This is a genomic window from Blautia massiliensis (ex Liu et al. 2021) (assembly GCF_052064225.1).
GTDB classification, from domain to species: Bacteria; Bacillota; Clostridia; order Lachnospirales; family Lachnospiraceae; genus Blautia_A; species Blautia_A fusiformis.
In genome coordinates, this window is sequence record NZ_JBQHWA010000002.1 from 49,116 (window position 1) to 74,685 (window position 25,570).

Annotated in this window: 20 protein-coding genes and 1 riboswitch; of the genes, 5 read left to right on the forward strand and 15 right to left on the reverse strand. The window is 46.6% G+C overall.

All coding sequences use genetic code 11. The annotated features are described in order from the left end of the window. Positions 1-276: 276 nt before the first annotated feature. Positions 277-1,650, forward strand: coding sequence for a sodium-dependent transporter (locus ACTNDQ_RS00925; RefSeq protein ID WP_320810461.1), 1,374 nt, complete (start codon positions 277-279; stop codon positions 1,648-1,650). Between the two features lie 191 nt (positions 1,651-1,841). On the opposite strand, the gene ACTNDQ_RS00930 is transcribed toward ACTNDQ_RS00925, so the two are convergent. Both ACTNDQ_RS00930 and ACTNDQ_RS00935 read right to left on the reverse strand, forming a co-directional pair. Then, on the reverse strand, positions 1,842-5,234 hold the full coding sequence (locus ACTNDQ_RS00930) for a DEAD/DEAH box helicase (protein ID WP_441063257.1): 3,393 nt from the start codon (positions 5,232-5,234) through the stop codon (positions 1,842-1,844). A gap of 202 nt (positions 5,235-5,436) precedes the next feature. Then, positions 5,437-6,867 carry an aspartate ammonia-lyase gene (locus ACTNDQ_RS00935; RefSeq protein ID WP_441063259.1) on the reverse strand — a complete coding sequence of 477 codons (1,431 nt, stop codon included), beginning with the start codon at positions 6,865-6,867 and terminating at the stop codon, positions 5,437-5,439. A gap of 396 nt (positions 6,868-7,263) precedes the next feature. On the opposite strand from ACTNDQ_RS00935, the gene ACTNDQ_RS00940 reads away from it, so the two are divergent. Next, positions 7,264-7,710 (forward strand): Lrp/AsnC family transcriptional regulator, encoded by a 447-nt coding sequence (locus ACTNDQ_RS00940; RefSeq protein WP_021652217.1) that lies wholly within the window; start codon positions 7,264-7,266, stop codon positions 7,708-7,710. A gap of 313 nt (positions 7,711-8,023) precedes the next feature. Here the strand turns inward: ACTNDQ_RS00940 and thiE are convergent, their stop codons facing one another. The 5 genes from thiE to arfA all read right to left on the reverse strand — a co-directional run bounded on the left by thiE (position 8,024) and on the right by arfA (position 13,429). Continuing rightward, complete coding sequence (gene thiE, locus ACTNDQ_RS00945; RefSeq protein WP_015526321.1) at positions 8,024-8,665, reverse strand: thiamine phosphate synthase; 642 nt, start codon at positions 8,663-8,665, stop codon at positions 8,024-8,026. A gap of 16 nt (positions 8,666-8,681) precedes the next feature. Then, positions 8,682-9,584 (reverse strand): hydroxyethylthiazole kinase, encoded by a 903-nt coding sequence (locus ACTNDQ_RS00950; RefSeq protein ID WP_278795474.1) that lies wholly within the window; start codon positions 9,582-9,584, stop codon positions 8,682-8,684. Then, a complete protein-coding gene (gene thiW / locus ACTNDQ_RS00955) occupies positions 9,547-10,101 on the reverse strand; it encodes an energy coupling factor transporter S component ThiW (RefSeq protein WP_441063263.1) in 555 nt (184 codons plus the stop codon). Before thiW ends, ACTNDQ_RS00950 begins: the two co-directional genes overlap by 38 nt. A 337-nt stretch (positions 10,102-10,438) precedes the next feature. Next, a riboswitch (TPP riboswitch) is annotated at positions 10,439-10,541 on the reverse strand. Positions 10,542-10,863: 322 nt separating this feature from the next. Then, on the reverse strand, positions 10,864-11,853 hold the full coding sequence (locus ACTNDQ_RS00960; protein ID WP_278795475.1) for an aldo/keto reductase: 990 nt from the start codon (positions 11,851-11,853) through the stop codon (positions 10,864-10,866). A gap of 70 nt (positions 11,854-11,923) precedes the next feature. Beyond that, positions 11,924-13,429: an arabinosylfuranosidase ArfA gene (gene arfA, locus ACTNDQ_RS00965; protein ID WP_441063265.1), complete on the reverse strand. Its 1,506-nt coding sequence runs from the start codon at positions 13,427-13,429 to the stop codon at positions 11,924-11,926. 335 nt (positions 13,430-13,764) lie between these two features. Between arfA and ACTNDQ_RS00970 the strand changes: the two genes are divergently transcribed. Beyond that, positions 13,765-14,541: a helix-turn-helix domain-containing protein gene (locus ACTNDQ_RS00970; protein ID WP_441063267.1), complete on the forward strand. Its 777-nt coding sequence runs from the start codon at positions 13,765-13,767 to the stop codon at positions 14,539-14,541. Positions 14,542-14,595: 54 nt separating this feature from the next. On the opposite strand, the gene ACTNDQ_RS00975 is transcribed toward ACTNDQ_RS00970, so the two are convergent. The 6 genes from ACTNDQ_RS00975 to ACTNDQ_RS01000 form a co-directional block, all read right to left on the reverse strand. Next, complete coding sequence (locus ACTNDQ_RS00975) at positions 14,596-16,293, reverse strand: acyl-CoA dehydratase activase (RefSeq protein ID WP_288787310.1); 1,698 nt, start codon at positions 16,291-16,293, stop codon at positions 14,596-14,598. Further along, on the reverse strand, positions 16,290-17,570 hold the full coding sequence (locus ACTNDQ_RS00980; RefSeq protein WP_441063270.1) for a 2-hydroxyacyl-CoA dehydratase subunit D: 1,281 nt from the start codon (positions 17,568-17,570) through the stop codon (positions 16,290-16,292). Before ACTNDQ_RS00980 ends, ACTNDQ_RS00975 begins: the two co-directional genes overlap by 4 nt. 316 nt (positions 17,571-17,886) lie before the next feature. Continuing rightward, positions 17,887-18,066, reverse strand: a complete 180-nt coding sequence (locus ACTNDQ_RS00985; protein WP_015526328.1) for a DUF6472 family protein — start codon at positions 18,064-18,066, stop codon at positions 17,887-17,889. Between the two features lie 109 nt (positions 18,067-18,175). After that, on the reverse strand, positions 18,176-18,634 hold the full coding sequence (locus ACTNDQ_RS00990; protein WP_044961927.1) for a ferritin-like domain-containing protein: 459 nt from the start codon (positions 18,632-18,634) through the stop codon (positions 18,176-18,178). A 64-nt stretch (positions 18,635-18,698) separates the two neighbouring features. After that, on the reverse strand, positions 18,699-21,083 hold the full coding sequence (locus ACTNDQ_RS00995; RefSeq protein ID WP_279199533.1) for a glycoside hydrolase family 31 protein: 2,385 nt from the start codon (positions 21,081-21,083) through the stop codon (positions 18,699-18,701). Positions 21,084-21,114: 31 nt separating this feature from the next. Beyond that, the gene (locus ACTNDQ_RS01000) at positions 21,115-21,255 is read right to left on the reverse strand and encodes a hypothetical protein (protein WP_243004392.1); all 141 of its coding nucleotides are present in this window, start codon (positions 21,253-21,255) and stop codon (positions 21,115-21,117) included. 529 nt (positions 21,256-21,784) lie between these two features. Between ACTNDQ_RS01000 and ACTNDQ_RS01005 the strand changes: the two genes are divergently transcribed. After that, entirely contained in the window at positions 21,785-22,810 is a 1,026-nt protein-coding gene (locus ACTNDQ_RS01005) for a LacI family DNA-binding transcriptional regulator (RefSeq protein WP_441063275.1), read from the forward strand. A 198-nt stretch (positions 22,811-23,008) separates the two neighbouring features. Here the strand turns inward: ACTNDQ_RS01005 and ACTNDQ_RS01010 are convergent, their stop codons facing one another. Together ACTNDQ_RS01010 and ACTNDQ_RS01015 are read right to left on the reverse strand one after the other, a co-directional pair. After that, a complete protein-coding gene (locus ACTNDQ_RS01010) occupies positions 23,009-23,281 on the reverse strand; it encodes a hypothetical protein (protein WP_118512776.1) in 273 nt (90 codons plus the stop codon). 145 nt (positions 23,282-23,426) lie between these two features. Continuing rightward, positions 23,427-23,915, reverse strand: coding sequence for a DUF1648 domain-containing protein (locus tag ACTNDQ_RS01015; protein WP_278795482.1), 489 nt, complete (start codon positions 23,913-23,915; stop codon positions 23,427-23,429). A 212-nt stretch (positions 23,916-24,127) separates the two neighbouring features. Between ACTNDQ_RS01015 and ACTNDQ_RS01020 the strand changes: the two genes are divergently transcribed. Beyond that, a complete protein-coding gene (locus ACTNDQ_RS01020; protein WP_173776235.1) occupies positions 24,128-25,510 on the forward strand; it encodes an NCS2 family permease in 1,383 nt (460 codons plus the stop codon). Positions 25,511-25,570: the final 60 nt, after the last annotated feature.

Here is a 25,570-nt window from a genome sequence, read left to right on the forward strand (position 1 = left end):
TTAAATTACCGACTGCTAGTACAGTGAAAATTAAGTATCTGTTATATTGACGTAGGATGATTTTCTCATATGCAAGTCGGAGGAATGAGGCGTAGCGGTGGCTACGGCGATTGACGACAACGCAGCATATGAAAAATCAGACAAGTCAATATGGCGGTTACTTAATATTCGCTGTACTAAAGCATGTTTGAAAAAAGCTCTCTGTAAGATGTGCGTCACAACAGGAATGATTTTTCAAACACGCTCTAATCTATACATATTTATATGAGGTGAGTTATGAAAGAAAGAGAAAAACTTGGATCCCGTCTGGGATTCATTCTGATTTCTGCTGGCTGTGCCATCGGAATCGGAAACGTCTGGAAATTCCCTTACATGGCCGGACAGGGCGGTGGCGGCACATTCGTACTGTTTTACCTGATCTTCCTGGCCCTTCTTGGACTTCCTGTTATGACTATGGAGTTTTCTGTTGGACGTGCCAGCCAGAAGAGTCCTGTCAAAGCATATTACGCACTGGAAAAACCAGGACAGAAATGGCACATCCATGGATATATCACTCTGATCGGATGTTATCTCCTGATGATGTTTTACACCACTGTTACAGGCTGGATGCTGAATTACTTCTATATGACAGCCACCGGTAAATTCCAGGGACTTGATTCCGACGGTGTTGCAGGACAGTTTACCAACATGCTTGGCCAGCCCGTTACTATGGGATTCTGGATGATCGTTGTTGTTATTGCAGGTGTTTTTGTCTGCTCCCGCGGTCTTCAGAACGGCCTTGAAAAAGTTACCAAGGTTATGATGATCTCTCTTCTGGTAATCATGGTTGTTCTTGCCATCAACAGTTTTACCATGGATGGTGCCAAAGAAGGACTGAAATTCTACCTGATCCCGGATTTCGAGCGTATGAAAGAGATCGGTATTATTTCTACCATTACCGGTGCTATGAACCAGGCATTCTTTACCCTCAGCCTTGGTATCGGTGCTATGGCTATCTTCGGAAGCTACATCGGAAAAGATCATGCACTGCTTGGTGAATCCATGAATATTGCGCTTCTGGATACTTTTGTTGCGATCACCTCCGGACTTATTATTTTCCCGGCATGTTTCACATTCAATGTTGACCAGACTTCCGGACCGAGCCTGATCTTCATCACACTGCCGAATATTTTCAACCACATTCCGCTTGGAAGACTGTGGGGAAGCCTGTTCTTCATCTTTATGTCATTTGCAGCTTTCTCTACCATCCTGGCTGTATTTGAAAATATTATTTCCTGCGGTATGGAGCTTACCGGCTGGAGCCGAAAAAAATCCAGTCTTGTAAATGCCACCGCCATCATCCTTCTGTCTCTGCCATGCGTACTTGGATACAATGTATGGTCCTGGGACTGGCTCAAGGTATTCGGCGGCGCAATTCTCGACCTTGAAGATTTTCTGGTAAGCAACATTCTGCTCCCGCTTGGTTCTCTTGTATACCTGCTTTTCTGTGTTTCCAAACGGGGCTGGGGCTGGGAAAACTTCACAGAAGAAGCCAACACCGGAAAAGGCCTGAAGATCCGGAAATGGATGCGCGGATATATCACTTATATCCTGCCGCTGATCATTCTGTTTATCTTCTTCTTTGGTCTGTACGATAAGTTTTTTGCATAAAATAAAACTTTAAATAAAACACCCCTGACGGATATCGTATGTGATTTACACACGCGATTTCCATCGGGGGTGTTTTTGTTGAGTCAGGCGGATATTCACAGCCTGCATTCTTCCTGATACAAGCAAGTCCCCTCACCGCTTATTGCTTTTCGTAATTGAAGCAGGGAACTTACTTGATTCAGTTAAGAATTTTACCTGCCTAGCAGCTCCAGTACTTCCTCTCTGCTGATCAAAGCCTGGCCGATTCCCTCTCCGCTTAAGATCTCGTCAGCCAGTTCCCGTTTTCTTTCCTGAAGAGCCCGGATTCGTTCTTCTATAGTGTCTTTCATAAAGAGGCGGTAGACACTGACAACATTCTGCTGACCGATGCGGTGGGCACGGTCTGTTGCCTGATTCTGCACGGCAAGATTCCACCAGGGATCGTAGTGGATCACAATATCAGCTGCCGTAAGATTCAGGCCTGTTCCTCCTGCTTTCAGAGAAATGCAGAAAACAGAAGTATCATCCTCATTAAATGCATGTACCATCTGCGCCCGTTTTTCCTTGGAAGTCGATCCGGTCAACATATAAAAAGAAACTTTTGCTTTTTTCAGACGGACAGCCAGCACATCCAGCATGGTAGTAAACTGGGAAAACAACAGGAGCTTATGTCCGCCATTCACCGCATTCTGAACCAACTCCATGCACATCTCCAGCTTGGAAGAATTCCCTTTGTATCTTTCATATACCAGTCCCGGATAACAGCAGATCTGCCGCAGCCTCGTGATCTCTGCAAGGATCTGCAGCTTGGAGGTACGGAATTCCGCATCAGACTGCATTCCCAGCATTAGCCGGAGCCGTTCCGTATGAGCCTCATACAGTTCCTTCTGCTCGCTTTCCAGCGGGGAAAACATATCTTTTTCCAGCTTATCCGGAAGATCCTTCAGCACATCCCTCTTCAATCTCCGCAGCACAAAAGGACGGATCATTTTCTGCAGACGCTCCATCGCATCGGAATTGCTGTACTGCACAGCTGGAAGCTCTATTTCCTTGCGGAATTTCTCATAAGAATACAAAAATCCCGGCATCAGAAAATCAAAAATACTCCACAGCTCACTGAGCCTGTTCTCCACCGGTGTACCGGTCAGCGCAAGCCTGAATTCCGACCGGATCTCTTTCACAGCCTTTGCCACCTGAGTTCCGTGATTCTTGATATACTGCGCCTCATCAATGATCTGCACAGCAAAATCCAGGTTCTGATAAGCCTTCAGATCCCGTTTCAGAAGGTCATAGGAGGTGATCAGAACCTCCCGTTCTCCCGCGTTTTTGATCAGTGCTTTCCTCTCCTTCACATCACCAGTCACAACGGTAGCCGGAAGTCCCGGCGCAAAACGTTCAATCTCGTTCATCCAGTTAAACACCAGCGAAGCAGGCGTTATCACAAGGGCACGTCTGTTTTCTCCCGGCGCAGATTTCTGAAATTCTGACCAGAGAAATGTGATCACCTGGAGGGTTTTTCCAAGTCCCATATCATCTGCCAGGATCCCTCCAAACTGATTATGCTTCAGAGTTTTGATCCAGTAAAAGCCCTCTTTCTGATAGCCCCGGAGGATTTTTTCCTGCTCCCTGGGAATCTGAAATTTATGTTCTTCCATTGTCTGCATGTTCCGGATCAACGCACGAAAGGCATTATCCTTCTCTACCTTGATCAGATCGCCGCCCTTCAGCTGACTGTCCAGATACATAGCACGATAGGCCGGAACCTGAGTCTTTCCTTTTTTCAGTTCACGATCACTGATCTGCAGTCCATTTTTCAGAGCAGAAAGTTCCCTGAGCTGACCATCGGAAACATCCAGAAAGCTGCCATCCTTCAGGCGGAAATATTTTTTCCTGCGATCGTACCTGGAAAGAATATCAAAAAGCTGCGCCTGATCCATCCCCTCCACATCCAGATCCAGGTTCAGAAGTCCGGCTGACAGAGAAACGCCAAGACGGATGTTTGGCAGCTTTGTCACCCTCATCTGTTTGATAGACTGGGAAATATAGACAGCTGCAACTTTCTGCATGGCGGGGATCCCTTCAGTAAGAAGCTGGTAGAGCTTTTCTTCGGAAGCTTTCACACTGTCGGGCTTCCCCGAACCTTCCCTGCACAAAGATTCCAGTTCCTCGGCACGACAATCCAATGCCAGCTCCATCCGCTGGTCATCATATCCGTTAAAATATTTTGACAGCAGCGCAAACACACCAAGCTCTCCCGGAATATCCCTGGTGCGGGCAGACACATCTCGGTCAAAAACCGAAAATTTATCCTTCCCATAAACAGAAAATGCCTTACAGGTGATCCAGTCACGCTCCGGCGCATCCAGATAGATCTCATATGCAGCCTTGTAGCATTCAAGACCTGTTTCTTCCGGGAAATCCCTGAGATCACAGTGAAAAAATTTTTTCAGGGAAGGAAGCAGCTCACGCACAAACGCAGGCACATCCGGTTCATCAATAAAGCCTCGGCCTGCAGGAAGCCGCTCCAGACAGGCAACAAATTCCTCCACTGCTCCAAGCTCCTGCCTGGAAACCAGATATACCTTCGCATTATCAAAATACATATGATACCGTATGCCTGTCACACTGTATACCGGCGCGATCTCAAGAGATAACCCCTGATCCTTCTTCCGGATCATCAGCGTCCTGTCCGGAATTTCTCTGACAGAATGCCATGTTGTCTCCGGATCATTGTTCATTTTGAACTTGAAACTTTTTTCGCCAAGTATAAGAAGAAGATCCTCAAGTTCTTTTCTGTCAACGGTAAGATCCCTCACCTTTTCCACAGCTATATTCTTCAGCTGTTCATATCTGGACATGTAAGTGCCGTGATGATTCTCGACCCATTCCCGGATAAAGGCCAGCACGCTTCTGGATCCTTCTGAAAAGGCTTCATCTGAATGGATAAATTCCAGATTTTTTCCATAAGAAACCTTCTCATTATGATCCAGATTCCACACAAAGGCCAACACATCCTTGAGGATATATTTTTTCTCACAGCCAACGCGGAATTCCACGGTAAAACAATTTCTCACAGAATTAAATTTCAGGCAGGTTTCCAGCTCCACCCTGCCAAAATACGGATCCCCGGAAAACGGAAGCATACGGCTGTATAGCTGGCGATTAAGGAGGCTTTTCAGCTCAACGGTGGTTTTCGTTGCAGGCTTCCCTGATCCGGATAAAGTAGCCGGAAATGCTGTTCCGCAAAATAGCTCTGCCCTCTTCTGTTCCTCATCCTGCTGTCTGCGGATTTCCACACGCTCATAGGCCTTACGGTCTCCATATTCCAGAAGCACTGCCACGCAATGCTTACAGATTCCGGAATAGCTGCGAAAGGCCGGGCAGTCACAGTATGCTTCTTTTATGCGGTCCGCTTCTGTATCATACTGAAAGCCTGTATTGTATACATTACGCCCACTTCCCTTCACTGCTGCAGATATTTTATCCACAGCTCCTTCCGACTTAATATCCAGCGACTGGATCCTCTTTCCGGTACGGTAAATATCAAGACCTCTCTGATATGCCGTTGTATTACAAAGTGCCCGTATGGCTGTTCGTTTAAGCATGCATCTTTCCCTTCTTTTCTTATCGCGTTTCTTCCATTATAAAAGGAGACCTGCACTGTGACAAGTCTCCTTATAGTACTCATTGATATCTCATTCCTGATCTGCCTATAGCATTTCCATAAAATCCCGCATCAGGTTCAGCTGCTCTGAAATGAATTGCTGCATCAGACGTTCCCGTCATACGTTGGTACAGATAACTTTCTCAGCAGGCTTTCCTTCTTGCTTCATCCTCTTTCCGCTCTTCTCCGACTTCTGTCATCAGATACGGATCAAGAACCTCTTCCAGCTCTTTCTCAGTCATGATCCCTTGTTCCAGAACAAGTTCCCGGACAGACTTGCCAGTTTTTACTGCAGTTTTTGCGATGGTTGCAGACGCCTTGTAGCCAATATGCGGGCAGAGAGCCGTTGCGATTCCTGCACTGCTTTCCATCAGGTCTTTGCAGTGTTTGCGGTTTGCGGTGATTCCTGTGATGCAGTTTACGATCAATGTATCCACTGCTTTTTCCAGAGTCGTAATGGATTCAAAAAGATTACAAAATACAACCGGCTCAAAAGCATTCAACTCCAGCTGTCCGGCTTCTGCCGCCATGGTAATGGTGGTATCATGTCCTACGATGTGGAAAGCAACCTGGCTTACTACCTCCGGAATGACCGGATTTACCTTACCTGGCATGATGGAAGACCCATTCTGCTTTGCCGGAAGATTGATCTCACCAAATCCGGTTTTCGGGCCGGAAGACATCAGTCGAAGATCATTGCACATCTTGGAAAGATCCACCGCACAGGTTTTTACTACACCGGATACGGCAACAAAGCCGTCCAGATTTTCTGTTGCGTCAAAAAGGTCCTCGGCCTGTTTCAGCGGATAGCCTGTAAGCTTTTCCAGATTTGGCACGATCTTATAAAAATAAGAATCGGAAACGTTGATAGCAGTTCCCACTGCAGTTCCTCCAAGGTTTACGGTGTACATTTCCCTGTGAGCCTTTTCGATACGTTTCCGGTCTCTGAAAACCATAGATGCATAACCGTGGAACACCTGACCAAGACGGATCGGAACTGCATCCTGAAGCTGTGTACGTCCCATAGTGATCACATCATCGAACTCCTCTGCCTTTTTTGCAAGCTCCTTCTCAAGTCTTACCAGTGCTTTTTCCAGAGGTGCAAGAAGATCCAGAATGGTAAGCTTACCGGCCGTCGGGATCACATCATTGGTGGACTGCGCCATGTTTACATGATCATTTGGATGGACCATTTTATAGCTCCCCTTCGGACATCCGAGGATCTCACCGGCTCTGTTTGCGATCACCTCATTCATATTCATATTTGCGCTGGTTCCGGCACCACCCTGAATGGCATCTACGATAAATTCCTCAGCCAATTTTCCTGCGATCACTTCATCACAGGCTCTGACAATGGCGTCTGCCTTATCCTCCGGAAGAAGCCCTGCATTATTATTAGTGATAGCTGCTGCTTTTTTAATCTGTGCCAGGTTCCTGATAAATACCGGATGAAGCTTTGTACCTGTAATAGGAAAATTCTGTTTTGCCCTTAAAGCCTGAACTCCGTAATAAGCCTCTGCAGGCACTTCCATAGTTCCGATCGAATCTGCTTCCAGTCTTGTTTCTGTTGTCATTTTATCATCCCTCTTCTTTCTTCTGATCCTGTGCACATCTGATTTGCTCCGCCCTCTGATCTCATTTTTTCAGTCCGACGGATATTCGCTGTTTACAAATCATTCTGTTATTTTCATTTTTATCAGCAGCTGTTTTCTGATGCCTAAGAAACTAACACTTTCTTTGTGGCTTGTAAATACTTTTAAGGGAAAACCATGATTATCCGTGTTTTTCAATAGTTTATATTAATCTTTTTAAGAGTTTCTTTTATTTTTCTTATTTTTATTAAGTCGTTTCTTGTGTTGTGATAACACACGCAGTATAATCAATACAGAAATACCTATTTTCAATCCACTTCCCTACGCAGCTCTGTACCAGTTACAAATAACATTTTTCATCGAAAGGAGACATTCTACATGGAACACAAACTCGACAACATCGACCGAAAGATCATCGAAATGCTTCAGAAAAACGCCCGCACCCCGGTAAAGGAAATCGCAAAAGAAGTCTTCCTCTCATCCCCCGCTGTTTCCGCCAGGATCGAACACCTCGAAAAAAACGGGCTGATCACAGGCTACCATGCCCAGATCAACCCGGTATTTCTCGGTTATCATATAAAAGCATTCATCAACCTTGAAGTAGAACCCAACCAAAAAAAAGACTTTTATCCCTTCATCCAGTCCATCCCAAACGTCATCGAATGCAACTGCGTCACCGGCGATTACTCCATGCTCATCGAAGTAGCCTTCCGCTCCACCATGGAACTGGACCACTTCATCAACGAACTCCAGCAGTTCGGCCGCACCAAAACACAGATCGTATTCTCCACCAGCGTAGAACACAGAGATCTGCCGGTGGAGTAACCCCCTCCCCTGCCACCTTGAAAAACCAGCCCGTGAGGCGTGTGCTGCCTGTCGCCGGACTCTGCAGGAGGGGAGCTGATTCTTGGCTGGCGGAAATCTGCGTTGTTTTTCAAAAGTCCGCTGTCTGAGCGGCTGTAAGACGCGAGTTCGGACTTTTGGAAAACGGTTTTAGCAGAATTCCGGCAGCCTAGAAGCCAGCCCCCGACGAAGCCCCGGTGACAGGCAGCACACGCCTCACGGGCGTCCGTATTTCAACAAAAAAAGAACAGCAATGAACCTCAAATCCACCACTGCTCTCCATTCATTTCCTAAATCACTTTCCCATCAAAGCAACAATCTTCTCCTTCAGCTCCCGCGCATTCTTCTTCGGATCCTCCGCCTTCATGATCGCAGAAACAACCGCCATACCACTCATACCGGCGCCCTCAAGCACATCCATATTCCCGGCATTCAATCCCCCGATCGCAACCGCTGGAATCGGAACCGCCTCACAGATATCCTTCAACGTAGAAACCTTGGTAAGGATCGTCACCACCTTAGTAGTAGTAGGATAAATCGCCCCCACACCAAGATAATCCGCACCATCCTCATAAGCCTTCACAGCAGCCTCCACCGTCTTGGCAGTAGCCCCCACGATCTTATCCGGTCCCATCAGCTTCCTTGCCACAGCAACCGGAATATCAGAAGCTCCAACATGCACACCAGCCGCATCACAGGCCAGCGCCACATCCACACGATCATCAATGATCAGCGGCACATTGTAACGATCTGTGATCTCCTTCACCTTAAAAGCCTTATCCAGATACTCCCGTCCACCCTTATTCTTCTCGCGAAGCTGGACCAGAGTCACACCACCCTTACAAGCCTCCTCAACCGTACGGAGCAAAGACTCCTCCGTATGATAAGAACTATCCGTCACCAGATACAACGTTACATCCAAATCTTTTCTATCCATCCTAATCCCCTCTTTTTCAGTACATTTCAATCTTCAACAGATCCAGCAGCTGTCGATCCGAAAGCCCATAGATCTCATCCAGCAGATTTACCTGAAAGCTTCCCGGACCGCGGGAAATCTTCTCCGCTTCCTCGCCGGCGATACCCATAAGTGCAGTACCAAGCACTGCCGCAGCCAGATAATTCCCGGATCTCCCATTTAATTCCATCTCAACGCCAGACCAGACACCTGCCTCTATACTATCCGTCATCTCTTTCGCAATATTATCTTCGCACCCCGGCAAAAACGCCGCAGTCAGTGCACCGACCATACAGCCGGTTCCTGTGATCCCGGACAGCGCCGCACTGCCATTTTGTACCAGAACAACCCGTTCACCATCCGTAACAAAATCCTGTTTCCCGGTAGCCAGCACGATCGCCTGATTATTTCTGGAAAAAGCCTTAAGCACCTCACTGACTCCATCGATATTTTCCTCAGTCAGGGCATCCTCGACACCCGCATCGATCCCGATCGCATGGGACGGCAGCCCGGAAACAGCCAGAAGCTCTGACATATTTCCCTTCAATACCGCCGGATGGCCGATGCTTAAAAGCTCCCTCGCCAGATCCAGCCTGAGATCACTGCAGGCAACCCCTACCAGATCCAGAAGAACCGGGATCTTATTTTCCATCGCTGTTCTCATAGAACGCTTCATTGACTCGATCCTGGCATCGGTAATATTCCCGAGATTCAGCATCAGCGCACCAGCCGATGCCGTAATACCTGTCACCTCTGCCGGATGCTCCGCCATGATCGGCCTTGCACCTACTGCAAGGACCACGTTGGCACAGTCATGGATCGAGATCGGATTGGTGATGCAATGGATCAGCGGCTTTTCTTCTTTAATTCGTTTTCGCAGTTGTAAAATTCTTTGTCTCATATGTTTTTGAACCCAAAGCTGCCTGGAATTTCACCAGAAGACCTGCTTTACTCAGAGCCTTCAGGAAAATATAGGCAACACATCCTCCCATTGTGGTTGCTGCAAGGAACATCGGCGTATAATAAAATGCTGTCAGTCCGCCTCTTCCCATCAGGAATGCCATCACCGGATAAGAAACCATGGATCCGATGATACCTGTTCCAAAGATCTCACCGATCACCGCACAGATGATCTTGCCTTTGGAAAGTCTGTAGAACACACCTGAAAGGAATGCGCCAAATACTGCACCGGTCAGTGCAAGTGGCGGGATTCCCATGAACATCATACGGATCACGCCGATCATGGTCGCACAGAGAAGGGAATACCACGGTCCCATCAGAACCGAGCATACGATATTGACAAGATGCGCCGTGGGGCACATTCCCTCAATCCTCAGGATCGGTGAAATAACAACACCGATCGCAACCATCATTGCCAGCATTACCATACGAAGCGTGTGCATCCTTTGTTTTTCCATAGTGTTTTTCCTCCCTGAAATATCAGGCAGAGCCCTGTCAGATCCGGGCAAAAGCTTCCCGTCTGCTGCAGTCTGCCCTTAGATTTTGGCGGTCGAAGTTCCCTTACTTCCTCTCACTCCGAAAACACGGATTCCCATCGCTTACATGATCCTTCCGGAAAAATCCTCCGGAATATCACTCTCCTGCCAGACATTAAGGCGCTCCCCTTCCTGCCCGCTCTTTCGCAGAAGCTCCACATGCAGTCTCTGTCACTTTCACATCCCCACATTGTCAGACCATTCCAGTTCCATTCCTGCATCCGAAAAGAGCGCATCCCATGGCAAACTCCACGGAGACACGCTCTCAGATCACAATCCCTCCGTTGGCATTACCCAAATCAGGTACGGTCGAAGATCTATCTTCCTCTCAGCCTGTCACACAAGCTCCCGCTGGCTCTTTTCTTTTCTGTTTTTCAATATAGCACACACCTATCCCGTTGTCAAACCTCCACTGCTTATTGCTCTTTGCACTCCCGCCGGAGACGTTACTGTTCACTCCGTTCTCAGCAACACGCTTCGCGATGCACAGAATTTATGCTAATCGCATAAATTCGCGCGGTATGTCTCGGGTTTTCTGTGACCTTCGCTCACAAAAAACACCTCGCGGAATATTACCAGTGAACAGTAACCCGGAAACTTTCCTAATTCAGTTAAACAATTATTTCGACGTAAAAAACTCCCTGCTTCACTACTTTTCATAGTAAAACAGGAAGTATATAAATCTTATTTTGAGATCTCGTCGATCAGACGCAGCTCCTCAGCTGTAAACGGTGCACAGTGGATCGCTTTCACATTATCAAGGATCTGCTGCGGCTTGGAAGCTCCGATCAGAACACTGGTAACTTCCTTATGCTGAAGCAGCCAGCCAAGCGCCATATCAGCCAGCTTCTCTCCACGCTGAGCTGCCAGATCGTTCAGTCTCCGGATCTGATCCAGACGCTCCGGCGTCAGCACACTTTCCTTAAGGAATCTTCCATCTTTGCGGATACGACTGTCCTCCGGGATCCCGTTCAGGTAACGGTCTGTCAGCTGTCCCTGATCAAGAGGGCTGAAGGTGATCAGACCTTTTTTCAAAATGCCGGTGGTTCTCTTGAGACCGTTTTCTTCCACAGTTCTGTCAAAAATGGAATACCGGTTCTGGTTGATCACAAAGGGACATTTCAGATCCTTCAGGATCGCTGCCGCCTGGCTTAAGGTTTTTCCATCATAATTGGAAAGTCCCACATAAAGGGCCTTGCCCTGCTGAACCGCTGTTGCCAGCGCCCCCATAGTCTCCTCAAGCGGAGTCTCCGGGTCCATTCTGTGATGGTAAAAAATATCCACATATTCCAGACCCATGCGCTTCAGACTCTGGTCAAGGCTCGCCAGAAGATACTTGCGGCTGCCCCAGTTTCCATAAGGGCCTTCCCACATATCATAGCCTGCCTTTGTTGTGATGATCAGCTCATCACGGTATGGCATCAGTTCTTCTTTCAGGATCTTGCCGAAATTCCGTTCCGCACTTCCATAGGCAGGTCCGTAATTATTGGCAAGGTCAAACTGTGTGATACCATTGTCAAAAGCTGTAAAGCACAGCTGCTTCATGTTTTCATAATCAGAAGTATCTCCGAAATTATGCCATAATCCAAGAGACACCTTCGGAAGCATCAGGCCGCTTTCACCGCAGCGGTTGTACTCCATAGTTTCGTAGCGTTCCTTTGCAGGTGTGTACATAAAAAAGGCCTCCCATAATGTAGCATGATTTACATTTTCTGTAACTGCTTTTACTATACTTCACCCACGTTTATCTTGCAAGACGGATCATATTCCAGCTGTGTTTTGCAAAAACTGCTTCCAGTTTTCCGCCGTCCAGCTTTGAGCACTCTGCACTGGCTTTTACAGGAACTACATTCTCCGGCTGAGCTTCTGTATTGGTTGCCTGAAGATCGTCATTATTGAGTACAATATGCTCTACGATCTTATATCCCTCAAACTGTCTTAAGTCACAGGAAACTTCCATATCCTCATCCAGACTCTTATTCACTGCAAAGATCGTCAGCGTATCCTTTTCCTCATCCCAGACACACACAGAATCCAGATATGAAGCTTCTCCATAAGTCTTGCTTTCATATATAGGTGTGAGAACCTGTGTATTAAGGACGGTTCCTCTTCCAAACACACTTGTCAGCATATACGGATAAAAGATCGTCTGACGCCATGCGCCTGTATCGGATGTCATGATCGGCGCAATAACATTTACCAGCTGTGCCATGCAGGCGATCTTTACACGATCTGCATGACGGAGAAGTGTGATCAACATGCTTCCCACAAGAAGTGCATCCTCAAAGTTATAAACATCCTCCAGCTGATGGGGCGCCTGTACCCATTTTTCCAGCTTCTTATCCTGTTCATTGCTGTGGTACCATATGTTCCATTCGTCGAAGGAAAGATTGATCTGTTTTTTTCCATGCTTCTTTGCTTTTACAGCATCGCAGATGGAAACCACTCCTGAGATAAAATCATCCATGCCCTTGGAGCTTGCCAGAAAATCGGCAGTGTCTCCCGATGCATTTCCATAATACTGATGCAGGGAAAGATAATCCACCTGATCGTAAGCCTCGTCAAGAACCGTATACTCCCAGGAGCCAAAGGTAGGCATTTCCAGATTGGAGCTTCCGCATGCAACAGTCTCAATCTCCGGATCCATAAATTTCATCAGGCGGGCAGTCTCTGCTGCAACTCTTCCGTACTCTGCCGCAGTTTTATGTCCCATCTGCCACGGACCGTCCATCTCGTTTCCGAGACACCATAATTTGATATCATGCGGCTGTTCATAGCCGTGAGCCTTACGGAGATCACTGTAATAGGTACCTCCCTTAAAGTTACAGTATTCCAGAAGATTTTTCGCATCCTCCGGGCCTCTTGTTCCCAGGTTCACCGCCATCATCACATCACTGCCGGCTTTTTTTGACCAGTCCATAAACTCATTGAGTCCAAACTGGTTTGTCTCGATGACACCCCAGGCCAGATCCGTTCTGGACGGACGCTGAGCTTTCGGCCCGACGCTGTCCTCCCAACGGAATCCGGATACAAAATTTCCGCCCGGATAACGAACGATCGGTACCTGAAGCTCTTTTACCAGCTCCAGAGTATCCTTCCGGAAGCCCTGCTCATCAGAAAGGGGACTGCCTTCCTGATAAATGCCCTCATAAACCGCACGTCCGAGATGTTCTATAAAGGAACCATAGATCCTTTTGTCTGTTTTTCCGGTGAGGAAATATTTGTCCACGATGATCTGCGCTTTTTTCATTGTAAAAATCCTCCTGTAAATTATTATTTTCTGATGCTACCGCATTTAGCTCTGTTTCCGATTCCGCCGTATACCGGCTCTTACGCCTCTGTTCGCTCACACACTCTCAGCGGAAATCAACCGTTTCTATGTTTCATTTTACCATCCTGTTCTATCCATACCAGTGATTATCTTCCGAAATAGTTGACTTTTTTTCCGGTAAGATTTATCATAAAGACAGTCTTACCAGACGGACGTCCCTCTGTCACTTTACTTTATACTTCCAGACAGAAAGTTCTTTACAATGCCACAGTCGGATTGTCTGATCTACGTAATGAAAGGAGCGCAGCATTTTCATGGATTTCACCTTAAATTTCTGCGAATACAACCGTTCCAACTCCGATTACGACAGGATTTTCCGACCGGAGGGAAGCGGGGATTTTCTTTTTCTTTTATTTAAAACACCAATGAAGGTTTATCTGGGCGGTCAGCTTACTGTCACCCGGGATAATGCCTGCATCTTTTATATTCCGGGAAATCCCCAGCATTATCAGGCTGTGCGAAAATTTCGGAACAGTTATGTCCATTTTTCCTGCGGAGAAAACCTGGCAAAACGGTTCGGACTTCCCTGCAACGAAATTTTTTACCCCAGTGACTGCCAGGAGATCGATCACTGTATCCAGAAGCTGCAGCATGAATATCTGAACAGAGAAGTTTTTTCCCGGGACTACGAGTATGCCCTGCTCTGCCAGCTGCTGATCACAGCCTCACGGGAACTCCGCAGTACAGATACAGGCAAGTCTGCAGACTCGGAGCTCTGCAGCCTGTTCCAAAAAATCCGTCTGGAAATGCTTACAAATTACGAAAAGCCATGGACAACAGAAAAGCTCTGCGCCATGGCTAATCTCGAAAAAAGTCAGTTTTATTCCTGTTACCGAAATTTTTTTGACAGCACCCCTCATGCTGACCTGAATCTGCTCCGTCTGGAAAAAGCCAAAAATCTGCTCACCAACGAAGCTCTGCCTGTTCAACAGGTGGCTCTGCTATGCGGATTTTCAAATCTCTCCCACTTCAGCCGGTACTTCCGAAAGAACTGTGGCTGTTCGCCCAGTGAGTGGGCACGCCGCCCCTGACCAAAAGGATATTCACACTCTGCATTCACTGCGCAGGCAACTTGTCTGATCTGATCACCGTGCCGCATTACACTTCTCATAAGCAAACAGTGCCGCACCAAGCGCACCACAAAGCTGTGCCTCATCACAGATATAAAGCTTCGCCCCCAGCTTCTCCTCCAGTGCCTGGATGATACCTTTATTTCTGGCAACACCACCGGTCATCATGTATTCCCCCGGATTCTTTTTGCCAAGGCGGGCTGCAAGAGCTCCTACCTTGGAAGCAACAGATACATTCAGACCATGGATGATATCTGCCACGTCCTTATTCTGGGCAACCAGGGAAACTACCTCGGACTCTGCAAATACAGTACACATGCTTGAGATCACTACGTTCTCTTTCCACTCCAGGCCACGGGTACTCATCTCCTCCAGGGAAAGTCCAAGAGTACGGGCCATCATTTCCAGGAATCGTCCGGTTCCTGCTGCACATTTATCGTTCATCAGGAAATTTTTTACCGCACCGTTCTCGTCAATGCTGATCGCCTTGATATCCTGACCGCCGATGTCGATAACTGTACGCACATTCGGATTCAGATAATGGGCTCCCTTTGCGTGACAGGTAATCTCTGTGATACTGTCATCACCACTGTCAATATAGGCACGTCCATATCCGGTAGTAACGATACGCACGATATCTTCTTTCCTGATCCCTGCTTTTTCCACGGCCATCTCCAGGCTCTTCTCTGCACTCATCATAGCGCCGCCGCCTGTGGGAATGATCATGGTCGATTTAATTTTTCCGTCTTTATCCAGGATCACAACATCCGTACTTGTGGAACCGCTGTCGATCCCTGCCACATAATAAACTCCTGATTCCATTTTTTTCCTTATCTCCTCGCTGATTCCTTTTGATGGGTCCATATCCTCAGAGCCTTCCAGGGTCTCTGCAAAAGCCTGCACTCTGGTAAGGAGCTGTCCTGCACTCTGGCTTGTAAAATCTGTCTCGATCTTCAGAAGCGGAACCTTGATATCACGCTTGATGCTTGCATACTCAAATCCGTAATAGTCGCAGAATTTAATAGTATGATAAATGATTCCCTTCAGGTTCGGATCCAGATACAGCCGGTTTCTTCGGGTGCTGTTGTTCATACGAAAGCAGGGCATCTGGGAAAGAAGTGCATCCGCATAAGCCAGGAACATGGCATCGTCTTCCATTTTTTCCAGCTCCTCACGGATCACTGCAAGACGTCTTCCACCTGTACAGGTCAGGTTTTCCACATCCATGCGGATATTATCCCGGATCATTTTTTCCAGGATGCCGCTGACACGGACACCCAGAACACCGATATACGGCTCGTTATCCACAGGCTCATGGGAAAAAGCATTCAGAAATCCACTTCTGTCGAAGGTTTTCCCCGAAAATTTCTCATAAGCTTTCTTCAGACGGTGGATGCCCTGGGCAAGCTTCACCTTTTCACAGTCGTTATCCTCATGAGGCATGTCCAGCATGTACAGAAATTTACATTTACCGGTACTTTCCACAATGTCGTACACACGGCGCATGGAATCACAGCAGTTAACAAGAACAAGTTGCTCTACCTTTCCCTCCAGCACTGCCTGGATCACAGATTTTCCGAAGCCACAGAGATTAGCATGGGCGATCTGGTCCGAAAGCTCAAAATTCTCCGGCATTTCCTCAAGAACCGCACATTCCTCGCCAAAGCCCTTAAACAGCTCCAGCGGTGTATATTTACAGACGTAATGTATCATGACCGTTTTTCCTCCTTACCTTCTGACAGCATTTCCAGATATGCCTGAAGTCGTGTGGATACCTGGCCGTCACTGGAATTGGCCGGGTTACAGCCGTCACCGTCCAGGACCATGGTTGGAAGTCCTGCATTTTCCAGAGAATTTTTGATCAGGCTGGAAGCTCCGATGGTTCCCTTGCATCCCCAATGCGCAAAAAGGATCCCGCCGTCTGCCTCTGTAAGGTTCGCCAGCTCCTGGGCACGCCGGATCCTCTGCTTCACACTTCCGTTGTAAATGCAATTGACCATTTTTTCCGCAAGGGCCTCATAAGGATCCGAGGCCTGCATCCGCTGAAAACCGTCTGCAACAAAATCACAGGCACGGATATGCACGTTCTGGCTGTAATTAAATACATCCTTTACCGGCTCCTGCAAAAACGGCATCATATGCATCCACAAAATATGAAGACCTTCCCCCTTTGGTGCCTTCTTCACATCCTCAAGAAGCATTTTTGTGTATTTCAGGGATTCCTCTGAGCCCGCCAGAAGATGGCACATAAAGATCGCATACAGCTCATTTGTCAGGGAAGTCACCGGATCGTGATCCTTTCTGAGGGCAAGCTGGCTGCTGTAATAGGAGGCCGCTTCATTGCTGTTGGCAACTGCACGCTGTACCGACTGCTCGGAGATTTTTTTCCCGCCTACATCCTCCAGGAATTTCTTCAGCTCGCGGAGCTGATCTGCAACATAGCTGATGGAATCCTGATTTTTTTCATAGGGTACGTCAATATAAAAGCCCGGGATCTGATATTTCTGTTTCAGATAAGGAAACGTCATCATGTTTCCATCGCAGGCAAGGTTTGTGTAGATGGTACATTTGGGCTTCGGTACCAATCCTGTCATGGACGCTCCCAGAAAAACTCTGTGATAGGAGCACATGGTTTCCGGAAAGCCCTCTGATTCCGTCTGTGCCAGAAATGCCTGCTCACATCTGGTTCCGGCGATGAAGCAGGACATTGCCTCCACGGAATACGGAGTGATCCCTGCTGCTGTCAGAAGCTCTCCCGGTACAAAAATGCTCACCAGAGCGGTATCGTCCGGTTTTGCAAGGGCTTTGATAATATTCTGCATGACTACACGGGCTACATACTGTCCCGAAGCCGGAAGCTTCCTGTCAGGAAAAAGCTGCAGACGTTTTTCCTGAATCCGGTATCCAGTGAGAAGAAGTTTTCGTGCTTTTTCCGGATCCCTGATGGATTTCTCTCCCACCATATCCCCGAATTTCTTTATAATATCCAATCTGTCACATCCTCCGTCAAATCAAAAAATCTATTATAAGTCTGTCAGACGCTTACCCGAAATTTTGTCTCAGACAAAATCCTGTAGCATTATCATCGTCTGGATGGTATAAAGGTTCCACCTGTCAGACCAATATTTTTATTATAAAGATATTTTTTTCAAATGTAAACACGCCAATTTTTACAAATTTGAAGTCTTTTGCACATATCAAAACATCAAAATGCAGATTTTCCACAAAACTCTCATTCCTTTTCGTGGAAAACCCGCATTTGTCTTATCACATTATTTTCTGCTCTGTTTTTTCCGTTACTCTGTATCACATCTGATGACGTACCACCTTATATTCATCTCCGGAACGATAATACGGACATTCCTTGTAATCACTGCTCACAAAACGATAATATTCATCCTCATCCAGATTGACATCACAGTAATATTCGTCACACTCTTCATCATATGTATAGTTTGCACAGTATTCGCAGCTGGTTCCCTTCATATTTATTTCTCCTCTCTTTGCAGGAAAGTATTTCTCCCTGCTGTTCTCCTGATTATATAATAAAAAAAGGAAGAATTCCATTACTGAAATCCTCCCTCTTTTTTATATATCAGAACATTCCGTTCACAGTCTTGTATTTGTAAAGCATCTCCGCATGATTCTGCTCTTCCACCTGGATATCTGCCAGAAGCTTCCTCACACCACTGTCTTCAAAAGCAAAAACATCCGAGTTGTATTCTCCGGAAATCAGCTTTTCTGTTCCGATACAGTCTGTTGCAAGAAAAGCATCGTGTTCCTTATCCTCTGAGGACATCACCGATGTGTAAGCAGCCTTGGGCTGGTAATCACGGCCGTCACTGTCATTACAGTTTACCTGTGGAACTGTACCGGAAAGCACCTGGCTCAGGGAATCGTAATGCTCCTGCTCTTTTTTCTGAAGAGTCTGAAATAAGCTTTTAAGCTCCGGATCCCTGGCCTGCTGTGCGTATTTTCCGTATTTTTCAATGCAGCTTTTTTCCTGTGTCTGAAGATCCTGGATCACTGTGCGTTCTTTTTCCTTTAATATCATTATGATCATCCTTTCTTTTGATAATAATGATAGTATGGTTTGGAAACGCGATTTTATTCATGTTTTACGCAGTCAGGATCTCCATCAGTGCTCCGTAAAGATCCTTGTCCAGCTCCATGGACTGAAGCTCAGATAAAAGAACCGGCAGATTCTTTCCGGCTGTGATCAGCTGATATAATCTGTCCTTCAGTACAAAACCGATCTCTGCCTGGTTCAGGAAATCAAAGATACGCTCTTTTGTCTGGTTATCTGCCACTTCGCCAGCGAGAATGATCCGCACCTCTGCCGCTGTGTCTGCTTCCACTTCCACGCAGATCTTCTGAAGCTTCTCTTCATATTTTACAGCAGCCTCAGTCTCTGCTCCGTTAACCAGAACCTTCACAGTATCTGTTCCTGTTTTCGCAAAATTACAGAACTCCACGGTATAAGCTCTCTTTGCCGGGATCAGCTCTGTTTTTCCCTGTGCGGGATGAATGGTAAACACTCCCTGATCCTTTTCCTTATAATCCATTTCCGTAAATACACAGGCACCATTTTCGTAAGCACAGGTTTCGTTGTCATCCTCATACAATCTGAAGCTTCCGTCAGCACCCGGGAATACCCGGATATTCAGGCTTTCCGGATTCTTTTCCGCCTCTGTTCCACGGATCTCATCGGTCATCACCAGAATACCGCCTGCTTTTGCAAGAACCGGGATACTGTCCAGAGTACGGTACATATCCACCATTCGTCCACCCTCATAGCGCAGACCTGTATAAATATCATACCATACCCCATCCGGCAGCCATACTGCTGTCTTTGCTACATTAAGGCCTTTTACTCTCGGTGTTGTCACCGCCGCTACCATCAGCTGGTCTCCGAAAAAGTACTGATTTTTTACCGCATATGCCTCCGGTGCCTCCGGATATTCATAATACATGGGCTCCACCAGAGGAAGATCTTCCTGATAGCTTCTGTAGTTCATTGTATAAAGATACGGCATCATTCTGTGGCGCTCACGGAGAGCTTCTTCCATAACAACCTCTGTCTCCTTTTTGAAACGCCACGGCTCTTTTCCGTTGAAGTCACTGCATGAGCTGTGAAGACGCATGATCGGAGAAAAGATCCCGTACTGTGTCCAGCGGGCGGTCATCTCGTCATCCTTATATCCAAGCATATGTCCGCCGATATCATGGCTCCACCATCCATAACCGATGTTGGAGGCTGTGGATGTAAAGTATGGCTGAAAATCAAGGGAATCCCAGGTAATATGAGTATCTCCGGAAAAGCCTATCGGATATCTGTGGCTTCCGGGACCTGCATATCTGGAAAAGGTCATGGGACGTTTTCCGTTTCTGGCACTGTCCAGGAAATGGAAGTGGTTGAAGATCCACAGAGGATCAAGCCCTTCGATCTTGCAGTTGCTTCCCTGCTGCCAGTCGATCCACCAGAAATCCACACCTTCTTCCTCTCTCGGATGATGAAGATATTTGAAATAGGCTTCCATAAATTTCGGACTTGCCGGATCGCATACTACCGGATCCTCATTTTCATAATCCACACCCATGGCCTTTGCCATGTCCTCATACATTTCTTCCCAGCCCTGTACGCCGTCTGCAGGATGTACATTTAATGTGGTACGCATTCCTCTTTTATGTAAACCATCCAGGAAACGCTTCGGGTCCGGGAAGAGCTCTTTATTCCAGGTATATCCGGTCCAGCCGCTTCCGTATTTCGGGTCAACATCGGTCACATGCCAGTCCATATCAATGACTGCAACCGTAAATGGGATATTTTTTTCCTGGAATTTATCCATCAGCTCATTGTAGCTTTCTTCAGAATATTTATAATATCTGCTCCACCAGTTTCCGAGAGCAAACCTTGGAAGCATCGGTGTTTTTCCGCAAAGTCTGTAAAAATCATGAAGTGCTTCTTTGTAGTCATGTCCGTATCCGAAGAAGTACAGATCCTTGATGCCTTTTCTTCTTGGCTCGATCCAGCCGTCCGGCAGAAGCACCTGCGATCTGCTGTCGTCCACCAGAGAATATCCGAACCTGGAAAGAATACCATGCTCCAGCTCTGTTGCTCCGTCCACCATATCCAGCGTTCTGGCGGTTCCCTTCAGATCATGGATCTCTTCTCCGTAGTGCCAGATGCTGTGGTAAGCGCTTAAGTTTCCTTTTACCTGAATGCTTAAGCCCCAGCTGGTAAATTCCTTCTCATTATAAATAAGGTGGATTCTTTTCGTATGAACCTCGATCCCATCCTCTGTACGCACTACACGATAGTCCGCTTTCGGAAAATCCCTGAAAAACACCATCTGCGTGGGGCGATCCTCAAATACGCCCTCCTCATCATACTCCAGACGGATCAGTCCCTCTGTAAGAAACGTAATCCTGTATTTATCCCCTGTGATCATATTTTCGCTTAATGCCAGAGGATGTGTTTCTACTTTATATATGTCCTGCATTTATGTCCCTCCGTTTATTATCTGTATGCCATCAGCCCTTTACAGCAGATGCTGCGATTCCGGCGATAAACTGTTTCTGGAAGAACAGATAGATCAGAAGTACCGGGATGATGGAAATGGCAGTTGCCGCAAACAGTGCACCATAATCTGTGGAATACTGTCCGTTAAACATCTTAAGACCAACGGCAAGAAGCTGTTTGTCTTTATTTGTAATTACCAGGTATGGCCACAGGAAATCCTCCCATGTCCAAAGGAACTGGAAGATCGCAATACTGAAGATTCCGTTTTTTGACTACGTTTTCCGTTCCTTTTAGTTTAACGATAAATCTATTGTTAATCTATCACGCGCATAGAGATTCGTCAATATAATTTTATTATTTCGTCGATTTTTCTAGTATTTATATGTGATTTTTGTGCATTTTTCATATTTCAAGGCTGTGTTTTTTTATTTTCCCGCAATCATACATTGATTTTTCCACTATGTCGGACTATAATATATATAGTTTATAAACCGTTTTTTCGAACATTTATATTTCGTGTTTAAACCTTGTAAACCTGTAATAAGAGGATACATAAATTCTGGATTTTTCATTGTATTTTTATTTTTAACTGAGAAATGTGTCAGAATTTTTTATATAATATATATGTATGACAGCAGTTTCCTTCCCGGAAACTGCTATGGAAGAACAGAGGTGTGTAGTATGACATTAAAAGATATCGCAGATCTGGCCGGTGTCAGTATGATGACCGTCTCCAATGTGATCAACGGCAAAACCAGCCGCGTTTCCCAGAAAACCAGAGACAAGGTCAATGCGATCATAGAAGAATACGGATATGTTCCCAACCTGAATGCCCGGAGCTTATCCAATAAAAAATCCCATATCATCGGCATCATCATTTCCCTCGATGAAAAAGATGTGCTCCTGGGAACCAACTATTTTGAGAATCCTTATGTCAGCACCATGATCGGTGCTATCGAAAAAGAACTGCAGAAGAATGAATATTTCACCATGATCCGCTCTGTATCAAAAAATGCGGATATCATTTCCCTTCTGAAGAACTGGAATGTAGACGGAATCATCATTCTTTATCCTGCCGCCGGCGAATACATGGCAAAGCTGATGGATTCCGCCACCTGCCCCATCGCCACCTTTGACTGCGAGCTGGATCATCCCAATCTCATCAATATTACCTCCAATGATGAAAAAGGCATGTATCTTTCCACAAAATATATGATCAATCACGGTCATTCCGCCATTGCCTTTGTGGCCGATTACAAAAGCAGCCACGTTCTTGCCAACCGTTTCAATGGCTATAAACGGGCGCTGAAGGAGAACCATATTACTTTTAACCCGGATTACGTTTATGAGTACTCTCCTTCCTATGAGGGCGGTATCCAGGCCGGCCGTGAGATCGCATCCAACAGCTCTCCAGTTACCGCAGCGGTAACTACAGCGGATATCTGTGCCATCGGAATTATGGAGGGTGCACGCCTGGGCGGTTACCGCATTCCTGTGGATCTCTCTGTGATCGGATATGATAACCTGACTCTCTGCCAGTACACCCTGCCAAAACTGACTTCGGTTTCCCAGAACATCCCCCAGAAGGCGAAGCTGGCCACCAGCCTTCTTCTGGAAAAGATCCGCACCGGTTCTGTCAGCTCCTCCTGCCAGACTGCCCTGGATGTTGAGATCGTGGACAGGCAGTCGGTGATCTCTTTGTATTAAGTACAGGGATTCTACCTCTTATTTTTTGATGTTGGATCCCTGTTACTGTTCACCGATAATGTTCTGCGAAGTGTTTTTGTGAACTCAGCATCTGAACCCCCAAAGGTATCTGTTCGTGAACCAGGATCAAATCAAAAAATCCCGGAACTGCTGCAGTGCTTCTGATCCGTCAGCACTGGCACAGCTCCGGGATTTCCGTTACAAACCCTCCCGATACACGCTGTTGATCGTAGCCTGGGCGTGCTCCAGCTCTTTTTTCCGGATGATGGCTTCCCGGTCACTTAAGATCGCCAGCATCTCATCGATCACATCCTCCACTCTGGGACTTGTCACCCTGTATAAATACCCCAGCATCCGTGTAGCTGTGTAATCGGTATTCATATGTTTATAGGCGATTTCCCGGCACAGCTCATCGGGATAGCCCTTATCCTGAAGCGCTCTGTAAAGCTCATCTGTTCTTGTATCTGCCATATGCTCCTGAGATTCCTTTCCTGTTTTTATTATAATTTCACCAAGCGGATATTCGCGATCCGCTTTCGCTGGTTCCAGCCATATTCAGTACAATAAATCGAACATTTATCTTCCACTCTGCTGCATGATCACAAACGCGACCGCTTCACGATTTATCATCCTCATCCATGCCAGTTTCTTTACCAGCCTTATATATCACCCGGATCCCCAGGATCAATGTCACGAAAATCCCTGTGATCAGTATCCACACCGGCCACATAGGTGCCGTTCCCAGATTCCCGCTGATCCCGGCATCAAGACATACTCCAATGGATAACAGCTTGATCACAGACATCATTTTTGACGCGATTTCAAAGATATGCTCTCTGTTTTCCTCTGTCACCTCAACCGGATAGTTCCACCACTGTGGAAATCTCTGACAGAACATCAGAAGTGCCAGGATCAGCAGCCCCAAAATCGGCTCCAGAAGAAGGCTGCCCTTCTTCCCATACCGGTCCGGGATCCCATGCGCATTAAAATGGATCGGCACCCTCTCCGGCAGATTTCCCCAGGTGGCCACAAGATACATCACGTACCCAAGGATCATCAGAAAACAGAGCACATCTGTAATATTCCGCAGTTTTTTCTCAGACATTATCCATCCCCCTTTCATTGCAAAATAAACCCGTCTGTAAATTAAATACTCTCTTTCCTGTATTTTACACACAAATTGTCTGCCTGTAAAAGTATTTTGCAAAAAAATACCTATTATATCCATATCTGTGAGCACTAACGATTGCATACGAAATTTTTATATGATAAAATAGACATGTTGTCCAAAAACATATTTAAGAAAGGGAAAGAAATATGTTAGAAAAAATCTTCAAGCTGTCCGCAAATAAAACGGACACCAAAACAGAGGTTCTGGCAGGTATCACCACCTTCATGACAATGGCCTATATCCTGGCAGTTAACCCGAACATCCTGTCCGCAACCGGCATGGATTCCGGAGCTGTATTCACAGCTACCGCACTGGCAGCCTTCCTGGGAACGCTGCTGATGGCGATCTTCGCCAACTACCCGTTCGCACTGGCACCCGGAATGGGTCTGAACGCATACTTTGCCTATACAGTTGTCATCGGTATGGGATACAGCTGGCAGTATGCACTGACTGCAGTTTTTGCAGAAGGTATCGTATTTATCGTTCTTTCACTTACCAATGTACGTGAAGCGATCTTCAATGCGATCCCTCTGAACCTGAAATCCGCAGTCAGTGTTGGTATCGGTCTTTTCATTGCATTTGTAGGATTACAGAATGCCAATATCGTGATCGGCGGCTCCACTCTGCTGCAGCTTTTCTCTGTAGATGGCTACAACGCAGCCAAGGGTGTAGAGGCTTCCTTCAACAATGTGGGAATCACCGTTATCCTGGCTCTGATCGGTATCATCGTAACCGGAATCCTGGTTGTTAAGAATGTAAAGGGAAACATCCTCTGGGGTATCCTGATCACATGGGGACTTGGAATCATCTGTCAGTTCGCCGGACTTTATGTTCCGAACCCGGAGATCGGCTTCTACAGCCTGCTCCCGGATTTCAGCAACGGACTCTCCATCCCGAGCCTTGCTCCGATCTTTGCGAAGCTGCAGTTTGACGGAGTTTTTTCACTGGATTTCCTTGTTATCCTGTTTGCATTTTTATTTGTAGATCTTTTTGATACTCTTGGAACTCTCGTTGGTGTCTCTTCTAAAGCAGGCATGCTGGATGAAAATGGCAAGCTTCCTAACATCAAGGGCGCACTTCTTGCAGATGCAGTTGCAACAACTGCCGGTGCAGTTCTTGGTACATCCACAACCACTACCTTCGTAGAAAGTGCTTCCGGTGTATCCGAAGGCGGAAGAACCGGACTTACCGCAGTGACAACTGCCATCTTATTTGGCCTGTCCCTGTTCCTGTCTCCGATCTTCCTGGCAATCCCGTCCTTTGCCACAGCTCCGGCTCTGGTGATCGTTGGATTGTACATGCTCAGCAATGTTATCAGCATTGATTTCAGCGATATGTCCGAGGCGATCCCATGTTATGTATGTATCATCGCAATGCCGTTCTTCTACAGCATTTCCGAAGGTATCTCCATGGGAATTATCACATACGTAGCCATCAACCTGATCACAGGTAAGGCAAAAGAAAAGAAGATCAGCGCTCTGATGTATGTACTGGCAGTGCTGTTTATCCTGAAATATATTTTCCTGTAAAATATGGCAAAAAAATTCCCGGGCCTTTTATCCCGGGAGTTTTTTTATTCCAGCAAAATA

What these genes read in the sequence shown, in the direction of transcription:
- ACTNDQ_RS00995 (WP_279199533.1), bottom strand. Translation starts at nt 21,083, where the DNA reads ATGCAGGACATATATAAAGTAGAAACACATCCTCTGGCATTAAGCGAA.
- ACTNDQ_RS01010 (WP_118512776.1), bottom strand. Translation starts at nt 23,281, where the DNA reads ATGGCAGATACAAGAACAGATGAGCTTTACAGAGCGCTTCAGGATAAG.
- ACTNDQ_RS00990 (WP_044961927.1), bottom strand. Translation starts at nt 18,634, where the DNA reads ATGATATTAAAGGAAAAAGAACGCACAGTGATCCAGGATCTTCAGACA.
- ACTNDQ_RS00975 (WP_288787310.1), bottom strand. Translation starts at nt 16,293, where the DNA reads ATGATACATTACGTCTGTAAATATACACCGCTGGAGCTGTTTAAGGGC.
- ACTNDQ_RS01000 (WP_243004392.1), bottom strand. Translation starts at nt 21,255, where the DNA reads ATGTTTAACGGACAGTATTCCACAGATTATGGTGCACTGTTTGCGGCA.
- ACTNDQ_RS01020 (WP_173776235.1), top strand. Translation starts at nt 24,128, where the DNA reads ATGTTAGAAAAAATCTTCAAGCTGTCCGCAAATAAAACGGACACCAAA.
- ACTNDQ_RS00930 (WP_441063257.1), bottom strand. Translation starts at nt 5,234, where the DNA reads ATGCTTAAACGAACAGCCATACGGGCACTTTGTAATACAACGGCATAT.
- arfA (WP_441063265.1), bottom strand. Translation starts at nt 13,429, where the DNA reads ATGAAAAAAGCGCAGATCATCGTGGACAAATATTTCCTCACCGGAAAA.
- ACTNDQ_RS00940 (WP_021652217.1), top strand. Translation starts at nt 7,264, where the DNA reads ATGGAACACAAACTCGACAACATCGACCGAAAGATCATCGAAATGCTT.
- ACTNDQ_RS00985 (WP_015526328.1), bottom strand. Translation starts at nt 18,066, where the DNA reads ATGAAGGGAACCAGCTGCGAATACTGTGCAAACTATACATATGATGAA.
- thiW (WP_441063263.1), bottom strand. Translation starts at nt 10,101, where the DNA reads ATGGAAAAACAAAGGATGCACACGCTTCGTATGGTAATGCTGGCAATG.
- ACTNDQ_RS01005 (WP_441063275.1), top strand. Translation starts at nt 21,785, where the DNA reads ATGACATTAAAAGATATCGCAGATCTGGCCGGTGTCAGTATGATGACC.
- ACTNDQ_RS01015 (WP_278795482.1), bottom strand. Translation starts at nt 23,915, where the DNA reads ATGTCTGAGAAAAAACTGCGGAATATTACAGATGTGCTCTGTTTTCTG.
- thiE (WP_015526321.1), bottom strand. Translation starts at nt 8,665, where the DNA reads ATGGATAGAAAAGATTTGGATGTAACGTTGTATCTGGTGACGGATAGT.
- ACTNDQ_RS00950 (WP_278795474.1), bottom strand. Translation starts at nt 9,584, where the DNA reads ATGAGACAAAGAATTTTACAACTGCGAAAACGAATTAAAGAAGAAAAG.
- ACTNDQ_RS00970 (WP_441063267.1), top strand. Translation starts at nt 13,765, where the DNA reads ATGGATTTCACCTTAAATTTCTGCGAATACAACCGTTCCAACTCCGAT.
- ACTNDQ_RS00935 (WP_441063259.1), bottom strand. Translation starts at nt 6,867, where the DNA reads ATGACAACAGAAACAAGACTGGAAGCAGATTCGATCGGAACTATGGAA.
- ACTNDQ_RS00960 (WP_278795475.1), bottom strand. Translation starts at nt 11,853, where the DNA reads ATGTACACACCTGCAAAGGAACGCTACGAAACTATGGAGTACAACCGC.
- ACTNDQ_RS00925 (WP_320810461.1), top strand. Translation starts at nt 277, where the DNA reads ATGAAAGAAAGAGAAAAACTTGGATCCCGTCTGGGATTCATTCTGATT.